Annotated in this window: 19 protein-coding genes; 9 read left to right on the top strand and 10 right to left on the bottom strand. The window is 44.8% G+C overall.

The window, feature by feature from the left end; genetic code table 11:
• Positions 1-112: 112 nt before the first annotated feature.
• The 3 genes from accD (at position 113) to C7460_RS01725 (ending at position 3,654) form a co-directional block, all read left to right on the top strand.
• A complete protein-coding gene (gene accD, locus C7460_RS01735; protein ID WP_115866329.1) occupies positions 113-952 on the top strand; it encodes an acetyl-CoA carboxylase, carboxyltransferase subunit beta in 840 nt (279 codons plus the stop codon).
• Positions 953-1,080: 128 nt separating this feature from the next.
• Positions 1,081-2,379: an NADH:ubiquinone reductase (Na(+)-transporting) subunit F gene (gene nqrF, locus C7460_RS01730; protein ID WP_115866328.1), complete on the top strand. Its 1,299-nt coding sequence runs from the start codon at positions 1,081-1,083 to the stop codon at positions 2,377-2,379.
• A 108-nt stretch (positions 2,380-2,487) separates the two neighbouring features.
• Complete coding sequence (locus C7460_RS01725) at positions 2,488-3,654, top strand: formimidoylglutamase (protein ID WP_115866327.1); 1,167 nt, start codon at positions 2,488-2,490, stop codon at positions 3,652-3,654.
• Here the strand turns inward: C7460_RS01725 and C7460_RS01720 are convergent.
• Both C7460_RS01720 and C7460_RS01715 read right to left on the bottom strand, forming a co-directional pair.
• Positions 3,651-3,842 (bottom strand): PspC domain-containing protein, encoded by a 192-nt coding sequence (locus tag C7460_RS01720; RefSeq protein ID WP_185148283.1) that lies wholly within the window; start codon positions 3,840-3,842, stop codon positions 3,651-3,653. The two genes, C7460_RS01725 and C7460_RS01720, sit on opposite strands and share 4 nt — an antisense overlap.
• A gap of 2 nt (positions 3,843-3,844) precedes the next feature.
• Positions 3,845-4,120 carry a hypothetical protein gene (locus tag C7460_RS01715; protein ID WP_147302819.1) on the bottom strand — a complete coding sequence of 92 codons (276 nt, stop codon included), beginning with the start codon at positions 4,118-4,120 and terminating at the stop codon, positions 3,845-3,847.
• A gap of 318 nt (positions 4,121-4,438) precedes the next feature.
• Here C7460_RS01715 and C7460_RS01710 point away from each other — a divergent pair, with 318 nt between their 5' ends.
• The 3 genes from C7460_RS01710 to C7460_RS01700 all read left to right on the top strand — a co-directional run bounded on the left by C7460_RS01710 (position 4,439) and on the right by C7460_RS01700 (position 8,098).
• On the top strand, positions 4,439-4,858 hold the full coding sequence (locus C7460_RS01710; RefSeq protein ID WP_115866324.1) for a coiled-coil domain-containing protein: 420 nt from the start codon (positions 4,439-4,441) through the stop codon (positions 4,856-4,858).
• Positions 4,859-5,011: 153 nt separating this feature from the next.
• A complete protein-coding gene (locus C7460_RS01705) occupies positions 5,012-6,133 on the top strand; it encodes an amidohydrolase family protein (RefSeq protein ID WP_115866518.1) in 1,122 nt (373 codons plus the stop codon).
• 39 nt (positions 6,134-6,172) lie between these two features.
• Positions 6,173-8,098, top strand: a complete 1,926-nt coding sequence (locus tag C7460_RS01700) for an FGGY family carbohydrate kinase (protein WP_115866323.1) — start codon at positions 6,173-6,175, stop codon at positions 8,096-8,098.
• Here the strand turns inward: C7460_RS01700 and C7460_RS01695 are convergent.
• From C7460_RS01695 to C7460_RS01680, 4 genes are all read right to left on the bottom strand, one after another.
• Complete coding sequence (locus C7460_RS01695; protein ID WP_221409422.1) at positions 8,095-8,961, bottom strand: DNA/RNA non-specific endonuclease; 867 nt, start codon at positions 8,959-8,961, stop codon at positions 8,095-8,097. The genes C7460_RS01700 and C7460_RS01695 overlap by 4 nt on opposite strands.
• Positions 8,962-9,037: 76 nt before the next feature.
• A complete protein-coding gene (locus tag C7460_RS01690; RefSeq protein WP_115866321.1) occupies positions 9,038-9,952 on the bottom strand; it encodes a glutaminase in 915 nt (304 codons plus the stop codon).
• An 18-nt stretch (positions 9,953-9,970) separates the two neighbouring features.
• A complete protein-coding gene (locus tag C7460_RS01685; protein WP_115866320.1) occupies positions 9,971-10,456 on the bottom strand; it encodes a SixA phosphatase family protein in 486 nt (161 codons plus the stop codon).
• A gap of 183 nt (positions 10,457-10,639) precedes the next feature.
• Entirely contained in the window at positions 10,640-11,647 is a 1,008-nt protein-coding gene (locus tag C7460_RS01680) for a glycosyltransferase family 9 protein (RefSeq protein ID WP_115866319.1), read from the bottom strand.
• 136 nt (positions 11,648-11,783) lie between these two features.
• Between C7460_RS01680 and C7460_RS01675 the strand changes: the two genes are divergently transcribed.
• The 3 genes from C7460_RS01675 (at position 11,784) to C7460_RS01665 (ending at position 14,888) form a co-directional block, all read left to right on the top strand.
• Positions 11,784-13,340 carry a hypothetical protein gene (locus C7460_RS01675; RefSeq protein ID WP_221409421.1) on the top strand — a complete coding sequence of 519 codons (1,557 nt, stop codon included), beginning with the start codon at positions 11,784-11,786 and terminating at the stop codon, positions 13,338-13,340.
• Positions 13,341-13,419: 79 nt separating this feature from the next.
• Positions 13,420-13,965 (top strand): bifunctional pyr operon transcriptional regulator/uracil phosphoribosyltransferase PyrR, encoded by a 546-nt coding sequence (gene pyrR / locus C7460_RS01670; protein ID WP_185148282.1) that lies wholly within the window; start codon positions 13,420-13,422, stop codon positions 13,963-13,965.
• A complete protein-coding gene (locus C7460_RS01665) occupies positions 13,962-14,888 on the top strand; it encodes an aspartate carbamoyltransferase catalytic subunit (RefSeq protein ID WP_115866316.1) in 927 nt (308 codons plus the stop codon). Before pyrR ends, C7460_RS01665 begins: the two co-directional genes overlap by 4 nt.
• Positions 14,889-14,997: 109 nt before the next feature.
• Here the strand turns inward: C7460_RS01665 and C7460_RS01660 are convergent, their stop codons facing one another.
• The 4 genes from C7460_RS01660 to purB form a co-directional block, all read right to left on the bottom strand.
• On the bottom strand, positions 14,998-15,459 hold the full coding sequence (locus C7460_RS01660; RefSeq protein ID WP_115866315.1) for a hypothetical protein: 462 nt from the start codon (positions 15,457-15,459) through the stop codon (positions 14,998-15,000).
• A gap of 166 nt (positions 15,460-15,625) precedes the next feature.
• The gene (locus C7460_RS01655; RefSeq protein ID WP_115866314.1) at positions 15,626-16,324 is read right to left on the bottom strand and encodes a hypothetical protein; all 699 of its coding nucleotides are present in this window, start codon (positions 16,322-16,324) and stop codon (positions 15,626-15,628) included.
• Between the two features lie 78 nt (positions 16,325-16,402).
• Positions 16,403-16,996, bottom strand: coding sequence for a TlpA family protein disulfide reductase (locus C7460_RS01650; protein ID WP_115866313.1), 594 nt, complete (start codon positions 16,994-16,996; stop codon positions 16,403-16,405).
• A gap of 370 nt (positions 16,997-17,366) precedes the next feature.
• Complete coding sequence (gene purB / locus C7460_RS01645; RefSeq protein WP_115866312.1) at positions 17,367-18,710, bottom strand: adenylosuccinate lyase; 1,344 nt, start codon at positions 18,708-18,710, stop codon at positions 17,367-17,369.
• Positions 18,711-18,737: the final 27 nt, after the last annotated feature.

Here is an 18,737-nt window from a genome sequence, read left to right as displayed (position 1 = left end):
ACAAAAACACAGGGATTCAGTGCTTTCATCAAGTTCGAAAATGATAATTGGCATCACACCTGTTTCATTTAGTTCGCATCCCTTAGTTTTGCAGTTCACATAACATCAGCACATGGCTTGGTTTAAAAGACAAGACAAAGGAATACACACTCCTACTGAGAAAAAGAAAGAAGCCCCTGATGGGCTGTGGTATAAAACCCCTAGCGGAAATATCATTCACATGCGTGAGTTGAAAAACAACTCATATGTATGTCCAGACGATGATTACCACGTAAGAATAGGCTCAAAAGAATACTTCGAGATTCTTTTTGACGACAATAAATTCACAGAGTTGGATGCTGACCTAATGTCTGCGGATCCTCTGAAATTTACGGATAGTAAAAAATACCCGGATCGTATAGCGGCATCACAGAAGAAGACTGACCTAAAAGATGCCGTGCGTACAGCGTATGGTAAAATGAATGGAAAAGATATTACCATTTGCTGTATGGATTTTTCCTTTATCGGAGGATCTATGGGCTCTGTAGTCGGTGAGAAAATTGCTCGTGGTATAGATCACTCACTAAAAAAGAAAGTGCCTTTCCTGATGATCTCTAAATCTGGAGGTGCACGTATGATGGAGGCGGGTTTTTCGCTGATGCAAATGGCCAAGACTTCAGCTAAGTTGGCTCAGCTATCTGAAGCAAAAATTCCGTATATCTCTCTGCTCACAGACCCTACTACAGGTGGTGTGACGGCTTCATTTGCGATGCTTGGTGATTTTAATATCGCAGAGCCTGGAGCACTGATTGGGTTTGCAGGTCCACGTGTGATTAGAGAAACCATAGGAAAAGACCTACCGAAAGGCTTTCAAAGTTCTGAATTTGTGCTAGAGCACGGTTTTCTGGATTTTATCGTAGACCGTAGACAGCTCAAGAACAAGCTCACTACTCTATTGAAAATGGTCTATTAAATCCTCGAACATTAAAGAAAACATTCTGTTAAGTGGTCGGGAATATAAAGCGGTAGCACACTTTAATCACAAGCGTTTATCGGTTATATTTGCCACCAAATCAAACTAAATCAAAAGGCTTAAGACCCATGTCATCAGTCATTATCACGTCCATTATTGCATTTACTGCAGTAATTCTGTTGTTGGTTTTCATCCTGTTGTTTGCTCAGTCCAAGCTGGTTCAGTCTGGTCCAGTGAAGATCATTGTAAATGGAGATGAAGATAATCCCATCACTGCACCTGCAGGATCTTCCCTGCTGTCTACACTTTCAGGTCAAAAATTATTTCTTCCTTCTGCATGCGGAGGGGGCGGTACTTGTGCCCAGTGTAAGTGTACTGTGAAAGAAGGAGGAGGAGATGTACTTCCTACTGAGGTAGGTCACCTCAGCCGCTCTGAGCAGAAAGAAGGTGTTCGTTTGGGTTGCCAGGTAAAGGTAAAGCAGGATATGCGTATTGAGATTCCAGAGGAAATCTTCGGAATCAAAAAATGGGAAGCTACTGTAGTGAGAAATTACAACGTAGCTTCGTTTATCAAAGAATTTGTTGTAGAAATACCTGAAGACATGGACTATCAGGCTGGAGGATATATCCAGATTGAAGTACCTAAGTGCGAGGTAGACTATAAAGATATTGACATCACGGCTCACCCTGAAGAGCATGATGATCCTGAGAAATTTAAGCTCGAGTGGGATAAGTTTGGTCTTTGGGATCTCAAAATGAAAAATGATGAGACCATCGAAAGAGCTTATTCAATGGCTTCTTACCCTGCAGAGGGGCGTGAAATCATGCTCAACGTTCGTGTAGCTACTCCACCATGGGATCGAAGCGCAAACGGTTGGATGAAAGTAAATCCTGGTATTGCTTCCAGCTACATTTTCTCTAGAAAGAAAGGAGATAAAGTGACTATTTCTGGACCTTATGGGGAGTTCTTTATCAACCCATCAGATGCAGAGATGCTTTATGTAGGTGGTGGAGCAGGAATGGCGCCAATGCGATCACACCTTTATCATCTCTTCAAAACATTGAAAACTGGTAGAAAAGTGACTTACTGGTACGGAGGACGTTCAAAGCGTGAGCTGTTCTATCTGGATCACTTCTATCAGCTGGAAAAAGAGTTTCCTAACTTCAGTTTCTACGTAGTATTGTCTGAGCCTCTACCTGAAGACAACTGGAAAGAGAAGAAAGACGTGCATGACAAAGATGGAGATGGTTTCCTTGGATTCGTGCACCAGGCGGTGATCGATCAGTACCTAAGCAAACACGATCAGCCTGAAGAAATCGAGCTCTACTTCTGTGGACCTCCATTGATGAATGCTGCTGTTCAGAAAATGGGTGAAGATTTTGGAATTCCAGATGAAAATATCCGATTTGATGACTTTGGAGGATAATCTCTAAACGTTATTACAAAATAGAAAAGGAGGGTGCCATGTGCACCCTTTTTTTGTGCCTGCTGAACTCCACATTTTGGTTAGATTTGTTTGAAACTACCTACCCCCATGGACCTGAAACTTTTTTTTGATCCGATCTCGCCGGAAGTGTCACTTAACAAGTTGCCATCATCGGCCATTGCACATTCTCTCTACATCAATGAAAACAAAATGCCTGATGTGGACGAAAAAGACATTGCAATCATTGGTTTACAAGAGGCTAGAGGAGCTGATAAAGTCAATCAGCAAGGGATCAGTATTTCAGCGGATGAAGTTCGTAAAAGCTTTTACGGTCTGAAAAAAGGTTCTGGAAACCTGAAAATTGTGGATCTGGGCAACTTTAGAAATGGCCCAGAGCTAGAAGATACCTATCAGCGCTTACAGGAGGTGTGTGCTTACCTTATGGAAAATGAAGTGTTGCCGCTCATTATAGGGGGAAGCCATGATCTGGATATCGGTCAGTATCAGGCCTATGAAAACCTCGAAAAAATTATCACCGTACTGAACGTAGACAACAAGCTGGATCTTGCTGACCCAAAAGGCCCTTTACCAAACGCATCACATATTCATCGGATATTCAAACATGATCCGAATTTTTTATTTAGCTACTACCATCTGGCGCATCAGTCATACCTGGTGGAAGTAAAAGAAGCAGAGCTTTTAGAAAAACTGTATTTCGAAGCGGTACGACTGGGTGTAGTCAAAGAAAATATCAAGGAGCTGGAACCTATAGTGCGTGATGCAGACATGCTTACCTTCGACTTGTCCGCTATTCAGGCGCACTATTGTCCTGGTGCTACCGACTCCAAGGTGTACGGGCTTACCGGAGAAGAAGCATGTCAATTGTGCTGGTATGCTGGACTAAATGATAAGCTTAGCTCTATTGGCTTCTATGAGTATGATGTGGCCAAAGACACAGAAGACCGTAAGTCAGCATTTGTTCTGGCTACCATGATATGGTATTTTATAGAAGGCTTTTATAACCGCAAAGACAGTAAAAACTTTCGCTCCAATGATTACCTGATCTATGAAGTGCCTCTGGGAGGCGAGCCATCGTCAATCAAATTTTATAAGAGCAAGATCTCCGAAAAATGGTGGATGGAAGTCCCACACCCAGAGGAAGCTGGAGGGTTTTTGCGGAGCAGAATGATACCATGTAGCTATTCAGACTATGAATTGGCTTTAAACGGGGAAGTGCCTGCCCGCTGGATCAATACCTACTCCAAGATGATTTAGTGTTGCTCAGGAATTACTATCCAGAGAATGATGTATACGAGCAAGCCAGGAAAGGCTGCACTTAATATAGAAACCAAAATGTAAGCGATGCGCACAAGCGTAGGGTCGAGCTCAAAATACTCAGCAATTCCCCCACATACTCCGGCAAGCATGGAGTCTGATTTAGATCTAAAAAGTCGTTTACTCATAATTATTTATTGTTGAGGTACGGTAGATGATTCGTAAAGATATGAAACATCCTCGTAGCTGAGTTTAGCTCTATTGGCTGTGTTGCTATCTGGCGTTCGGCTACTGGTGTGGTTTTTTGAGCCACTGGCTGTGGTTCACTCGGTACTTGAGGAGTGGCGAGAGTTTCTGCCATAAAAAGAGGTCTACCGAGAGTCATCAGGAGAGCTATGATTACTCCTATAATGATCAGTAGTGTTTTGGCAAGTCCGCCTTTAAGGTTAGAGTTTTTAAGTAGCATAACGATCATTTTATTGACAAGGCTCATGCCAAAAACTGTAACTATCTAGTATACAGTAGTATAGGAATTTTTCTGGTTTTATAGGTGTCCGTATGCGTTCACAATCGCACACTTTTCGATCACATGGTGTACACCTGAGCGGACACTTCTAAAGAAAGTTATCATACCATTTTAAGAAAAATAATCTCAATTTGGGAGTTTTAGCTATTGCTTAAAAATCGTAAAGTACTGATAAACAATAAGATGGGATTGTGGAACGATAATTACATGTAGGATGGCATAGCTAACAATAAAATTTGATAAACTATGAAATCGACCATGAAAACCTTAGCACACATATTCGGGATAGCAATGATTGCCACTATGGTGGTAGCATGTGATGGAAATCAAAATCGTTCTGACAATCGTGAATTGAGTGAGCTGCAGGATGATTTTGAAGACAAAAGAGACGAATTGAAAAACGAGCTGGAAGAAATGAAGCTCGATGTAGAGTCAGAAATTGACAATCTCGAAGATAAAATAGAGGATGCAAATGACGAGAACAAAGCACGTCTTGAGGAAGTAAAAGATGATCTGGACGAAAAAGCTGACGATCTCGAGAGAGCTATCGATAAAGTGGAAAACTCCACTAAACAGGCTTGGCACGATACCAAGGAGTTCGCTGAAGATACTTCAGAAGATGTAGAGGAGTCCCTGGAAGAGCTCGGTAACGAAATAGAACAGGCTTTTAACTCATAACCAGTAACCGGAACCAGCGGTAACTTAGCCACTCCAATTTTGGGGTGGCTTTTTTCGTTTATAGCCAGTCCAATTTTTTATTAGCTTTAAAACCACCTTTGATCACAAGCCTGCGTATACTTGGTTTGTGAGTGAAAAGCTAATCGATTTATGATGAGAAAATTTTTGATTGCCGCCATGTCAATGGCCGTTTTGGTAGGATATGCTCAAGAACAAACACCTACTATGGATTTTGAGAGCTATGACCCCACATCTACGCTCGTGGTTCCTGAAAACCCCATAACAAAAGCGAAATATCCATTTATAGATGTACACAGTCATCAGTGGAACCTCACAAAAGAAAAAATTGCCAAAATAGAGGAAGAAATGGATGAGCTGAATATGGCGGTAATGGTCAATCTTAGTGGTAGGGGCTATGATCGGGAAGCGGGTGATATTGGTAGTCAGGAATACCTGGCTGGGATGGTAAGGCGTATAGAAGGCGAAGCTCCTGGGCGAATTGCAGTGTTTACTAATGTGTCGTTTAAAGACATAGGTACTAAAGGATGGACCAAAAAAGCTGTACGACAGCTCGAAGAAGATGTGGAAAACGGAGCTGTGGGGCTTAAGATATACAAAAGCCTGGGCATGGGCATAAATGATGTGGACGGTAATAGAGTGCCTGTAGATGACCCGAGGTTAGACCCTATATGGGCCAAGTGTGGAGAGCTGGGGATTCCAGTCCTGATACATTCAGCAGACCCTAAGTCGTTTTGGGAGCCGCATGATGAGAAAAATGAGCGTTGGCTAGAATTGAAACTCAAGCCCAGAAGAAAGCGATCGGCCACAGATCCGGCTCCATGGGAGCAAATCATTGCCGAGCAGCATCGAGTCTTTGCGAGCCATCCGAATACCACCTTTGTAAACGCCCACATGGGGTGGATGGCCAATGACCTGGGGGTATTGGCAGTACATTTGGATACTTATCCCAATGTAAACGTAGGAATAGGCGCCGTGATTGCCGAGTTGGGCAGACATCCCAGGTTTGCCAGAGCATTTTTTGAAAAGTATCAGGACCGCATTCTTTTTGCCAAAGATGCTTACAACCCCGAAGAGTTTTACACCTATTTTAGAGTATTGGAAACAGCCGATGAGTACTTTCCATACTACAAAAAGTACCATGCCTTTTGGCGGATGTACGGACTCAACTTACCAGATGAAGTACTCAAGAAAGTCTATTATAAAAATGCATTGCGAATTATTCCGGGGTTGAATAGGGATTTGTTTCCGCAGTAAGGTCAACATTGAGGGCGTTTGGCGTAGCTTTGGCGTAAGATGTATCTCATAGGGTATGACATAGGTAGTTCGTCTATCAAAGCGGCTTTGGTAGATGCCCGTACACACCAAACGGTGAAGGTGGTACAATATCCGGAAACCGAAATGGATATGATTAGCCGCCAATCAGGCTGGGCTGAGCAGCAGCCAGAGCTGTGGTGGCAAAATCTGTGCTTTGCCACCAAGAAACTACTGACGTCAGTGTCCATCGATCGCAAGGAGATAAAAAGTGTAGGGCTTAGCTATCAGATGCACGGCCTGGTGCTCATCAATGAGCAAAAAAGACCTTTGCGTCCAGCCATTATTTGGTGTGACAGCCGCGCAGTATCCATTGGCGACAAAGCATTTGAAGATCTGGGGTTTCAGTATTGTTTGGGTAGCTGCCTAAACTCCCCGGGGAACTTTACAGCTTCAAAGCTGAAATGGGTTAAAGATCACGAGCCTGAAGCCTACGAGTCAGCGTATAAGTTTTTACTGCCTGGCGATTACATCTCTATGCAGCTGACAGACAATATCTACACAACTATTTCAGGGCTGTCAGAAGGCATTCTTTGGGATTTCAAATCCAAAGACATAGCCTGGGAAGTACTGGATTATTTTGAGCTTAATCATAAACTTGTTCCAGAAGTAATTGGGGCCTTTGATGTGCAGGGCTATGTCACCCGTGAGGCCTCGGAATATACCGGGTTGCCAGAAGGTATCTCTGTTACCTATCGGGCTGGAGACCAACCAAATAACGCGCTTTCGCTCAATGTGGTAAACCCAGGAGAAATGGCTGCAACTTGCGGTACCTCTGGGGTAGTATATGGTGTGGTGGATAAGCCTCGATTTGATGAGAAGTCTAGAGTCAATGCTTTTGCGCATGCCAACTACACAGTAGACAATGAGCGAATAGGTGTTCTGCTATGCATCAATGGTGCGGGCATGCAATACTCCTGGATGAAACATCAGGTGGCGCTGAGTGGTAGGAAATATGACGACATGGAGCGAATGTCTGCCAGCATTCCTATTGGTTCTGATGGCTTGTGTATACTGCCTTTTGGAAATGGTGCAGAGCGCATATTAGAAAATAAAAACATCAATTCTCAGGTTATCAATCTGCAGTTTAATCGCCACACGCGAGCGCACATGTACCGAGCTGCTTTAGAGGGAGTGGCTTTTTCATTTGTATATGGTATCAACCTACTCAAGGATATGGGGCTGGAGGTAAGTACCCTGAGGGTAGGGAATGACAATATGTTCCAGTCGGAGATTTTTTCCACTACCATTGCTTCTTTGCTAGACTGCAGTATAGAGGTGGTAGAAACCACTGGTGCTATAGGTGCAGCCAAAGCTTCTGGCGTGGGTGCTGGTATCTATCAGGATTTGGAAGAGGCTCTGGGGCAGGTAGCGCCTTATATGACTTTTGAGCCTACGCTAAACCGGGCTTCATGCGAACAGGCGTACCATTTTTGGCTTTCGAACCTGGAAAAAGCCATGACCAGGGTGGATGTGAATAAAGGTACTGGTGTGGATCAAAAAAAGGTTTTTCATACCATGAAATCTAAAAGTGTGCAGACTTTCCTGTCTAGTTTGCAGCAAGACCTGGAGTCATTAAAGAAGCATCCAGACCCGGCAGCTGTTGCTCAGCTGCTATCGCGAGTCAATCAGCAACTGCACAAAGAACGTGACTGGGCTAAGCTGGATGAACGTGTAGAAACCACAAAGGATGAGTTTTACAAGCGACTCAAACAAATCAATAGTCGTTTGAGTGCAGAAGATATCTACCTCTGCCGGTTGGTAATGATGGAGCTTACGTCCAAAGAGATTGCAGAACTCATGAATCTGTCTATTCGGGGTGTGGAGACCAAACGCTACCGTCTCCGCAAAAAACTCAAGCTGTCTGGAGATACTGATTTGGAAAGCTTTTTATCAGGTATTGCCTAGTCATGTTGCCAGCAATACCCGGTAGTGCCTGCTTTTCGGCTGCACTGCTTCCCTGATTGGGTCAATGCTTTGCATTGCTGTGTGGGTAGATCGGTAGGTTCAGGTAGAGTGCTGTTATTATTTTGTTGCAATTCAGGGTCCCAGTTCCAATCGCCAATGTTTTCATCGTCTTCAAAATCTGCCTCTAGAGTGTCATCTAGCAGGTGAAAGAAATCAATGCCTGTCATTACTTCTATCTCGTCAATAGAGTGCACAAACGATTCTAGTGGAAGGGAAGACGATTCGTTGGGAAGTACAAACCCTATGGCTTTTTTGCGGCTGAGGTCCACATAGATTTTGTAGTAAGCACACGGGACGGTTACATTCTGGCCAATTTGTCCACAGGACTCTGTAAGTATGGGACCAGTAATGATTACGTCGTTCGGGGAGTTGGCATTGATGGCCCAGGTGCGGGTGAGCGCCTCTAGGCTTTTCCAAATACCCCTGTTAAACCCCGGCTTTTGAGGGCTCATGTTGGACATATAAAAGGACTCACGCATCGCGGTGGTGTTAAAGTCCATGTCTCCGGCTGGAGCCAGGTGTCCCCGGTCATAGCCGGACGCCTTGTAGTCGTCCAAAGTGGCTGATTGGCTGCTGACCAGTGGGTCTTCTCTGAAGTTGTCGCTACGTTCGGTATCCCCATCCACTCCTGCAAAGTAAATTACCCACTTGGCCTGCTCGTGTGGTTCGCTGTATTCCAGACTGTAGTAGGTGTGCTCTACTACCTGGTGAGTAGCAGTGGGGTAGTAGTCGGCCAGGCTCTGAGATAGGGCAGATACAGATAGGAGTATGCTGGCTGCCAGGGTGGTGATTGATTGATGCATAGTCATTGGCTTTGATGCAAATTACGAATAACGTATGAATTCTGCTTTTAAGGAAGGCGGTAATTGTATCAACTTCTTAAAAAAGCGAAATGCCCATATCGGTAGTTAGCAGCTCTAGAAAGCGCAGGGCCTTTACTGGGTTGCCTTTTTCGTTGAGCTCTGGACTGTAAACAGCGATGCTAAATTCTCCGGGTAATACCGCGATGACTCCACCACCTACCCCACTTTTTCCTGCCAGACCTACTTTAAAAGCAAACTCTCCCGCTTCATCATAAAACCCACAAGTCAGCATGAGTGCATTGATCCTTTTAGTAAGTCCACGGTCGAGCACCTGTCTATTTGTGTAGATGCAGTGGCCATGGTTGGCGAGGTAGAGAAATGATTTGGCCAGTTGTTCGCAGTTCATTTCCAGTGCGCAGTGATAGGTGTAGACCTCCATCAGCTCCTCCACATCGTTGTGTAGGTTGTTGTACGATTTCAGTAGGTGTGCCACTGCTCGGTTGCGATCGGCGCATTCCAGCTCAGACTCCTGTACAGCCTTATTGGCAGATACATCTTCACCACCGGTCATGCCTTTGATAAATTGGTGAATAGCTTCTTTAGGTTCCGCATGCATGGACATGAGCGCATCAGTGGTTACCAGTGCTCCAGAGTTGATGAAGGGATTTCTGGGTATACCATTTTCATACTCCAACTGCGCCAGATTATTGAAGGGGTTGCCGGAGGGCTCTACATTGACACGCTTCCAAAGGTCCGCTGCCAGGTCGGAGTACACCATGGTGAGTGTGTGAGCCTTGGAGATACTTTGTATGCTAAATGCTGTCTGAGAGTCGCCATATTGATAGGTATTGCCCTGGCGATCTACCAGGCATACGCCAAAAAGCTCGTGGTTTACACGCGCCAACTCAGGAATATAGTCTGCTAGTTTACCTCGAAGGTTTTCTTTGGCTACCGCTTCAAATACGCTTTCAATGACCTGTTGGTAGTTCATCTGTTCTGTTAATGGGGATTATATTCGTTTCGGAAATGCTCTCAGCTTTTCAGTGGCTTTGGCCTGTTGGATGTCTTTCCAGTTTTCAATATCCAGCTCAAATGCCACCACCCCGCAGGTAGGAAGATTGTCCAGGTAAGTTTCGTTAAAATGATTGATCAGGTCTGTGAAGCCCGGGTTGTGACCAAAGATAGCGATGCTTTTACCTGTGCCTTCTTGAGAGAGAAGGTTTAGGATGTCTTCAGTGCTTGTATGATACAGCTCGTCGGAAATTTGAATGTCCGATTCGGGATACCCCCAGGCATCAGCTATATGTAGCGCTGTATAAAGTGCCCGGCTGGCTACACTTGAAATGATGAGGTCTGGTGTCAGTTCGTTGAAGCTGAGATGCTTGGCTATTTTAAAGACATCTTTGCGGCCCCGGGCATTTAGTGGGCGGTCTTTGTCTGGGAGGTCAAAATTCCATGAAGATTTAGCATGTCTGATGATATAAAGGGTTTTCATGTGTTTCGTATGCAAGTCAAAAGACCTCTGGCTGAATGGAATGCTTCGGAAAATGGAAGCATACTATTCTGGTAAGGTCTGTTAGGTGAAAAATGGGGTTTTACAACCAAATTGAAATTCGATATTAGAAACGAAATCTATTAGGCTCTGTTTGAAAAATCTACTGAATATAGCAATTGCTCACTAATCCGGTAAATAAAAATCAAAGGTCACCTCGTTCATACACTTGAAGTGCCCTTTTGGGCATTTGTCAAAACCTATCTTAGAACAGGGCCTGCAAGACAGGTTTTTCTTTTCGAAAATGGTGAATTTGGTGCGGTAGGGATACATGCCAAACTCGGGCACCGTACTGCCCCAAATAGTGAAAAGTTCTTTTTTGAAGGCAGCCGCTATGTGCATGAGTCCTGTGTCGTGTGTGAAAATCCACTGCGCCTGTTTTAATACTGAGGCACTTTGATGGATGTTGAATTTGCCGCAGGCATTAAATACCGTGGTGGTTTTGCCTAGCGCACGGAGGCCTTCTTCGAAACTGCTATCGGTGCCTTCTCGGCTGAAAAATTTCTCTATCTCTCGTCCACGTTCTACATCCTCTTTTCCTCCTAGTAGGATTACGGGTTTGTTGATGCGATCGCACAGTTCTATGAGGCGCGATGTGGGCAGGCGTTTGGTCGCTTTTTTACCTCCTATCACCACTGCAGCGTACCGCTGAAACCCCTCAGGCAGCCAGTCCAGATCTACTTCATCTTTCTCAGGGATGAAATGATCTAGCCCCAGGCTATCGTTTTTTACTCCCAGGGGAGCGACAGCTCTGAAATAGCGGTCTACTACATGCTCAGAGGGCATGCGGTTGACCTTAAGGGCGGTGAGCAGCCATTTGTTGATGTTTTCTTTGGGGTAACTGTAGGATTTCTTTCTCAGGAGTTGTTTGAGGATGAACGTGCGCAGGTTGTGATGCAGGTCTATGATATAGTCGTAGTTTTCACTGCGGAGTGTTTGAGCCAGTTCCCACAGGCTGGCCTCCAGAGTGTAAATCTTGCTCAGGTATGGATTTTCGATCAAGACGTCTTTATATGCTGATTTGGTGACAAAATGAACTTCAGCCTCACTTAGGTGAGTTTTTACCGCGCGGATTATGGGGGTGGTGAGTACTATATCACCCAAAGAAGAAAATCGAATAATGAGAATTTTCATGAAGCTAATGTAACTGGACTCACTGATTATCTGTTGGTATAAGTATAGTGTTTTGCGATTTTTTCAAACCACCTGTTTTTCACAATTCGTTAGAATGGCTAAATTGATTTTGAACCATACGTTTTTACCACAAAGCATGATGATACGCTTCTGGATATTTTTGGGGATTGGTGTGATGTTTTTGAGTGAGGCCTCTCATGCTCAGCGCAAAAAGGATCAGGATACCAGCGCTCATATTTATCAGCCTGGCCGCATAGAGTTTGATGTGTCTGATTATGGCGAGGAATATAGAGTGATCAATGGCGAAGAGGATGGGCTACTGGTGACTATAGAAACAGAAGATCGCGGAGAAGGGGGCTTCAACTGGACCTTTCACTATGTGGATACTGCGCTCAACAAAGTGTGGACTCGAATCTACCCGGTGCCCTACGAAAGTTACCTCACAGGCTATGAATACCATGATGGTCAGTTTTTCCTGCTGTACAATGTATCACGCTATCGCAATGAGGACATGCTCCTGCTGATCATTGATATAGACAAAGTGGAAATTACGGAGGTAGAAATCAATACAGTGTTTCCGGTGCAGCTCACCTATTTTGAAGTACTAGCCAACAACATCATTTTTGCTGGCTATACCAACTTTAGGCCGGTGCTTCTCACATTTGATTTGGATGAGCAGAAGCCTCGGGTGGTTCCTGGGTTTTATAATAACAACAGCGATATCCTGGACCTCATTATCGATGATGATGCCGGGATGTTTACCGTTATTCAATCAGAGCGGATGCAGAATCGTAAGTATACCGTAAGGGCTAAAACCTTTACTCCATCCGGAGATCTGGTTCAAAACAATACGGTGCTCCCCGGTGATAAGAAGAACCTGGTAGATGGAGCTAGTACCATCTTTTTTGGAGGCTTTCAATACATAGCGGGTACATATTCCAAAAAATCTTCACAATATAGTCGAGGGCTATACCTGGCCAAATTCGTAAATGGCCGGCAGCAGTTTATTCGTTATCATGAGTACGCGGACCTTACCAACTTTTTCGGATATATGAATGAGCGTAGGGAGCAGCGCATCAAAGACCGCATTGAGCGAAAAAGAGCAAAAGGTAAAAAAGCCAGGTTTAGCTACCGGCTACTGGTGCATGACATCATAGAGAGAGGAGATGAGTACCTTATGATTGCGGAAGCGTATTATCCACGCTATAGCAGTTATTCCAATTCTAACCCGTACTACTGGAACAACTCCGGGAGGTACAATCCGAGCTTCATGGGGTATAAATATACGCATGCTGTAGTGGTGTCTTTTGATCGCAATGGCAACATCATCTGGGACAACAGTTTCGAAATCAATGATATTGAGACTTTTGGTCTGGAAGAGTTTGTAGCGGTAAACACTTACGAAGATCAGGTGGTGCTGATGTACCTGGAAGAAAACACCATTCGCTCGAAAGTGGTGAGAGGAAATGAAATAGTGGAAGGCAAAACCTTTAATCCGGTGCGATTGTCCTATGCTGAAGATGAGGTGAAAACCCGCGACCCAGAAGTGGAAGGGCTGAAAGTGTGGTATGATCAGACCATGTATGCCTACGGTGAGCAGCGCATTCACAACGACAATGCAGTGGGAGGTGACTATAGCCGAAAAGTCTTTTACATCAATAAAATCAAGTATCAGGTAGGGGAAGTGAACTAGCGGCGAATTCCACGATCAAAATATTGAGCAGCCCTATATGGGTTACCACAGATGCTTTTATATTTGCACCGCCTAGATCATGCAAAAACGACTCCTGTTTAACAGCAAGCTTCTCCAGATCACAATCAGCCGGTTGTGTCAACACCTGATAGAAAATCATGGTGATTTTTCGGATTCCGTTATTTTGGGATTGCAGCCAAGAGGTATTTACCTGGCTGAGCGTGTACGCAAAGAGCTGGAAAGCATTCTGGGTAAGCCTATACAGGTAGGTTATCTGGATACTACTTTTCACCGGGATGACTTTCGTCGGAGAGATCATCCACTGACTCCATATGAGACCAAAGTGCCCTTTCTTATCGAAAACAAGCGTGTGGTGCTCATCGATGATGTGCTTTTTACCGGTAGGTCCGTGAGGGCAGCACTAGATGCCATGACCACCTTTGGGCGCCCTACGAAAGTAGAGCTGCTCGTGCTTATCGACAGAATGTATAGCCGTGATATCCCCGTAGAAGCAAACTACGTGGGCCGCCGCGTCAACACCATGAAGTCACAGCGGGTGCTGGTAGAGCTGCAGGAGCAAGGCACAGAAGAAGACAATATTTGGTTAATCAACGAACCTGAATGAGCCAGCTGAAAACAAAACATCTCTTAGGAATCAAAAACCTCGATCCAGAGGAGATCGAACTTATTTTTGAAACTGCTGATAATTTTAAAGATGTTTTGAACCGGCCCATAAAAAAGGTGCCCTCTCTGCGAGATGTTACTGTGGCCAATGTCTTTTTTGAAAACTCCACGCGAACCAAGCTTAGTTTTGAGCTGGCAGAAAAACGCCTCAGTGCTGACGTGATCAATTTTAGTTCGTCGGGATCCTCCGTAAAAAAAGGAGAAACGCTCCTTGATACGGTCAACAACATATTGGCTATGAAAGTGGATATGGTGGTGATGCGTCATAGCAGCCCTGGAGCTCCACATTTTCTGTCCAAACACATAGACGCCAACATCATCAACGCTGGTGATGGTACGCATGAGCATCCTACTCAGGCGTTGTTAGATACTTTTTCCATCCGCGAACGCACCGGCGATGTGGCTGGTAAAAAAGTGGTGATAGTAGGAGATATCCTACACTCTCGCGTGGCCTTGTCCAATATTTTTGCCTTGCAAAAGCTAGGTGCCGAGGTGATGGTGTGTGGTCCGGCTACACTACTGCCCAAGCACATAGGCTCACTAGGGGTGAAAGTAGAGCTAGATATTCGCAAAGCACTGGAATGGTGTGATGTGGCCAACGTGCTGCGCATCCAGCTGGAGCGTCAAAAGATGCGTTACTTCCCTTCATTAAGAGAGTATTCACTCTATTACGGTATCAATAAGCAGTTGCTCGATTCGCTGGATAAGGAGATCGTGATTATGCATCCTGGTCCTATCAATCGCGGAGTAGAAATCACGAGCGATGTAGCAGATTCTGAACATTCCATTATTCTGGATCAGGTAGAAAATGGCGTAGCTATCCGCATGGCTGTGCTCTATCTGCTGGCGGGGAATGTGGAGTAGCTCAAAAAAGTGAAGTCAGGGTGCCTGGCTTATACCTCTTTTCCTTCTTTAGATTGTCGGGTTCTAGTTAGCTGATGAGCTATTACATGTAGTGGGTTTAAGGCTTTGTTTATTCAAAGTAGGTTTTGGAGCCATCCATGTTTTCAAAATATTCAGGAATATCGGCACTTACCTGTACAAAGGTTCCATCCGCTCGCACACCGTAGCCAAACCCACAGTCCTTTTTTAAAGTGGTAATGGTGATGCTCTTGTCTTGAACCTTCAGAGCTAAATGACAATCAGAAGATTCATCCTGAAACCTAATTTCAGCCTTGTCTGTGCTGGTGTTTACCTCCCGGTAAAGGCTGCCGGAGTTGTAGCTGGGAGCACCGCGCGTTACAAACAGGTGAATATAAAAGGTAGAGTCAGCGACTGGGTAAACGAGAAGCGTTCCAGATTTTTCTCCATTTTCATTTACACGGTGATAGGTGCCTGGAGCAAACTGCTGAAGGGTGGATTGGTTGTTTGTTTTGAGGTTGCAGCTTATCAGTAGTGCGATGAGGGTAAGTATTAGTAGTTTAGATCGAGTCATGATGTAATCATGTTTTTCCCTCAAATGTACATGATTCAGTCGCTGTATAGGTGCCAAAGAGAGTGACCTGTTGAAAGGTGTAGTTCTTTACATAAAAAAATCCGCAAGTGTCGCCACCTGCGGATTTTGGGGTAATGCCCTGAAGCTTCAGGGAATATCCTTGGAGTTAGTTTACGCCTTTGCGCAATCGCTCATACATATTGGCTTGCTTTTCAGTCAGGCTCAATAGTTTGCTTTTAGTGTTTTCAAGTTCGTCATTCTTTACACTGAGCTCTTGCTGAGATTTCGTAAGTTTTTTGTTCATTTTATTTACCAGGTCCATGCGGTTGCTTAGCTCTAGCGACTTGGCTGCATCTGCCAGTGTAAGTTTTTTGAAGTGGTGCGCCCAGTATCCACAAACCATCACCACGGTGATTGCCAAACATGCGTGATATATAAATGTGTGCAGGCTCATGTACTCTAACTGTGTGAAATACACTCCCGACATTCCGCTGTACTGCAAGTAGGCAAACACCGCATGATGTATGACTATAAAGGTGATCAAGGGAATCTGATAGCGCCAGTTTTGATATACGATGAGGATTGCACTACCAATAAAGGCAAAAAAGTGCATTTCAAATAGCCCGTGCATCTGATAGATGAATGTGCCTACAAATACTCCAAAAAAGCCACTGGCTACATAGCGGTGCAAGCTGTGGGTGGGAAGCAGTAGCTTGAAGGCAAACCAGCTGCCTATGGCTAAGGCTGCAGTGCTCAATCCTATGAGCCATGTGTCGTAGTAAGTAGAGATGGCAATGCCGAAAACTGAATAAGCCAGCAAAAAACGAAAGGTAAATTCGTCTGCGCGCTCATACAAATTTTGCATGACCTGGCTCTTCTGGTAATTGGATAATGTTAAGGATTTCATAACGATGAATAAGGTGTATAATAGTAGAATTGTTGATTAGAAATAACTGATACCACAACCATAGGCAATGGTGGCCAGGGGTCCAAACTGCGGTGGAGTAGCTCCATGGCGCAACGAGTCTAGCGCCATCTGAGCAAAATTGCTCAGCGGGTCGGTGCAATAGCGTGCTTTGTTGTAGTTGCCACGAAAGTACAGGCTGCAATCTGGTTTGAGAATCACTGCCTGAGGTGTACTGTATACGCCCATTTGGATGGCCAGCTCCTGGTTTACATCACGAATGAGGCGAGTGTCTCCATCAAAGTACCCCTCCGCTTTGCTAAGGTCATCTTCATGAGGGACCACCACATAAAAATCAATGGAGTCGCCGTAGTTGCGCTTCAGACTATTGAAATGATCCAGGTTAAATCGAGAGCACGGGCAGTTTGTCGTAAAAAAGTGATAAAAAGCGGGCTTGCTAGAAGTAGTGAGTGCCGTTTCTTCACAGATGACAGACTCTACAGGTACCTCCTGATATCCTTGTGGTATAGGGGTAGGGAGGAGGTATTGTACCTCTGTCCACCAGAAAATGGCGCCTAATGTCCCTAGAATACATAGTAGAAGTGCGAATGCTATAAACTTTCGAAGGATCACAATGGAAGCGATTAAAAGTTGTGAAATTTATAGCTGGAATCAGTTGGTAGTGCGAAAGTACGAATAATTTCACCTTTTGCAAATTATTTTATAAGTCCGAAATTGTTATGTTTTCCTTAAATGTAGCCGCCCGGACAGAACGAAAATTTAATTTCCGGAAAGGGGGTGAACTTCAAATTCTATTCAGATTTGTTTAGTAATGCATCATGGGAGTGAAGGCAATGAAAACCCGGGGAAATAGGAAGGTCATTGCGGGTACTAAATGAATAAAAAAGGCTGCCTTGAAAAATGCTCAATAGGCAACTAATGCTCCCACGAGAATGCACTTTTTTCAAGACAGCCTCCAAGCTGTTCGGTAATATATTTTATGCTACTTGCCTATGTAGTTGAAAGGCGTAATCGCTTTGAGTTCTTCTTTTATAGTATCCGATACTTCCAGCCCATCTATAAAGCTAAGCAGCGTGTCTTGCGTGATTTTGTCTCCGGTACGAGTCAGTGCTTTGAGGGCCTCGTACGGATTGGGGTAGCTTTCCCTTCTCAATATCGTTTGGATGGCTTCAGCAGCTACTGCCCAGTTGTTTTCCAGGTCTGCTCGGATGGCGGCTTCATTCACCTCTAGCTTACCCATTCCTTTTTTCAGAGAAGTAAGTGCCAATAGAGAGTGGGCGATTGGTACACCGATATTTCTCAAAACCGTAGAGTCGGTAAGGTCTCGCTGAAGGCGCGAAACAGGCAACTTGGCGCTAAGATGCTCCAGTAGTGCATTGGCTATGCCCAGATTTCCTTCTGCATTCTCAAAGTCAATCGGATTTACCTTGTGAGGCATGGCGGAGGAGCCTACTTCATTCGGGTTGATCTTTTGTTTGAAGTAGTTCATAGCTACATACTGCCATACGTCTTTGCTAAAATCGAGCAGGATGGTATTGATTCGCTTTACGGCATCAAACAGTGCCGCAAAGTGATCGTAGTGCTCGATTTGTGTAGTAGGATGGGAGCGTTTTAGTCCCAGCTTGTTGGCTACAAAGCTGTCGCCAAACTGGTGCCAGTCCTGATTTGGATAGGCCACATTATGTGCATTGAAGTTGCCCGTGGCACCACCAAATTTCGCAGCATAAGGCACCTGCTGGAGGAGGTCTAGTTGCTCACGCAAGCGCACTACAAATACCTCCACTTCCTTGCCCAGACGCGTAGGAGATGCCGGCTGTCCGTGCGTGCGTGCCAGCATCGGGATGTCAGCCCACTGTTTGCCCAACTCCGAGATCTGCTCAATGATTGCTTCCAGATAGGGCAAAAACTCCTGCTCCATGGCGTCTTTGGTAGACAAAGGCACGGAGGTGTTGTTGATGTCCTGAGAGGTAAGCCCAAAGTGGATAAACTCTTTATAGTCACTCAATCCCATCGCATCAAATTTTTCTTTGATGAAGTACTCCACGGCTTTTACATCGTGGTTTGTGACTTTTTCTATGTCTTTGATCTTGAGTGCGTCTGCTTCAGAGAAGTTTTCATAAATCGCATGAAGATCGGCAAACTTTCCGCTATCAACACCTGTTAGCTGAGGCAGTGGCAGTTCACACAATGCGATGAAGTAGAGGACCTCCACTTTTACACGGTAGTGGATCAGGGCATACTCTGAAAAATAGGGTGCCAGAGTGTCTACTTTTGATCGGTATCTTCCATCGATGGGTGAAATTGCTGTCAGGTGATTTAACTCCATGTGATTTGTCTGGTTTTTTGAAGCTGC

It is taken from the genome of Marinoscillum furvescens DSM 4134 (genome assembly GCF_003386095.1).
In the GTDB taxonomy this organism is placed as follows: Bacteria; Bacteroidota; Bacteroidia; order Cytophagales; family Cyclobacteriaceae; genus Marinoscillum; species Marinoscillum furvescens.
Note: the sequence above shows the minus strand (reverse complement) of the source record. Positions and strands in the feature narration are given on the sequence as shown.

Bases quoted from the DNA above. Each gene is read 5' to 3' on its own strand.
- accD (WP_115866329.1), top strand. From the start codon at position 113: ATGGCTTGGTTTAAAAGACAAGACAAAGGAATACACACTCCTACTGAG.
- nqrF (WP_115866328.1), top strand. From the start codon at position 1,081: ATGTCATCAGTCATTATCACGTCCATTATTGCATTTACTGCAGTAATT.
- C7460_RS01725 (WP_115866327.1), top strand. From the start codon at position 2,488: ATGGACCTGAAACTTTTTTTTGATCCGATCTCGCCGGAAGTGTCACTT.
- C7460_RS01720 (WP_185148283.1), bottom strand. From the start codon at position 3,842: ATGAGTAAACGACTTTTTAGATCTAAATCAGACTCCATGCTTGCCGGA.
- C7460_RS01715 (WP_147302819.1), bottom strand. From the start codon at position 4,120: ATGCTACTTAAAAACTCTAACCTTAAAGGCGGACTTGCCAAAACACTA.
- C7460_RS01710 (WP_115866324.1), top strand. From the start codon at position 4,439: ATGAAAACCTTAGCACACATATTCGGGATAGCAATGATTGCCACTATG.
- C7460_RS01705 (WP_115866518.1), top strand. From the start codon at position 5,012: ATGAGAAAATTTTTGATTGCCGCCATGTCAATGGCCGTTTTGGTAGGA.
- C7460_RS01700 (WP_115866323.1), top strand. From the start codon at position 6,173: ATGTATCTCATAGGGTATGACATAGGTAGTTCGTCTATCAAAGCGGCT.
- C7460_RS01695 (WP_221409422.1), bottom strand. From the start codon at position 8,961: ATGCATCAATCAATCACCACCCTGGCAGCCAGCATACTCCTATCTGTA.
- C7460_RS01690 (WP_115866321.1), bottom strand. From the start codon at position 9,952: ATGAACTACCAACAGGTCATTGAAAGCGTATTTGAAGCGGTAGCCAAA.
- C7460_RS01685 (WP_115866320.1), bottom strand. From the start codon at position 10,456: ATGAAAACCCTTTATATCATCAGACATGCTAAATCTTCATGGAATTTT.
- C7460_RS01680 (WP_115866319.1), bottom strand. From the start codon at position 11,647: ATGAAAATTCTCATTATTCGATTTTCTTCTTTGGGTGATATAGTACTC.
- C7460_RS01675 (WP_221409421.1), top strand. From the start codon at position 11,784: ATGATGATACGCTTCTGGATATTTTTGGGGATTGGTGTGATGTTTTTG.
- pyrR (WP_185148282.1), top strand. From the start codon at position 13,420: ATGCAAAAACGACTCCTGTTTAACAGCAAGCTTCTCCAGATCACAATC.
- C7460_RS01665 (WP_115866316.1), top strand. From the start codon at position 13,962: ATGAGCCAGCTGAAAACAAAACATCTCTTAGGAATCAAAAACCTCGAT.
- C7460_RS01660 (WP_115866315.1), bottom strand. From the start codon at position 15,459: ATGACTCGATCTAAACTACTAATACTTACCCTCATCGCACTACTGATA.
- C7460_RS01655 (WP_115866314.1), bottom strand. From the start codon at position 16,324: ATGCAAAATTTGTATGAGCGCGCAGACGAATTTACCTTTCGTTTTTTG.
- purB (WP_115866312.1), bottom strand. From the start codon at position 18,710: ATGGAGTTAAATCACCTGACAGCAATTTCACCCATCGATGGAAGATAC.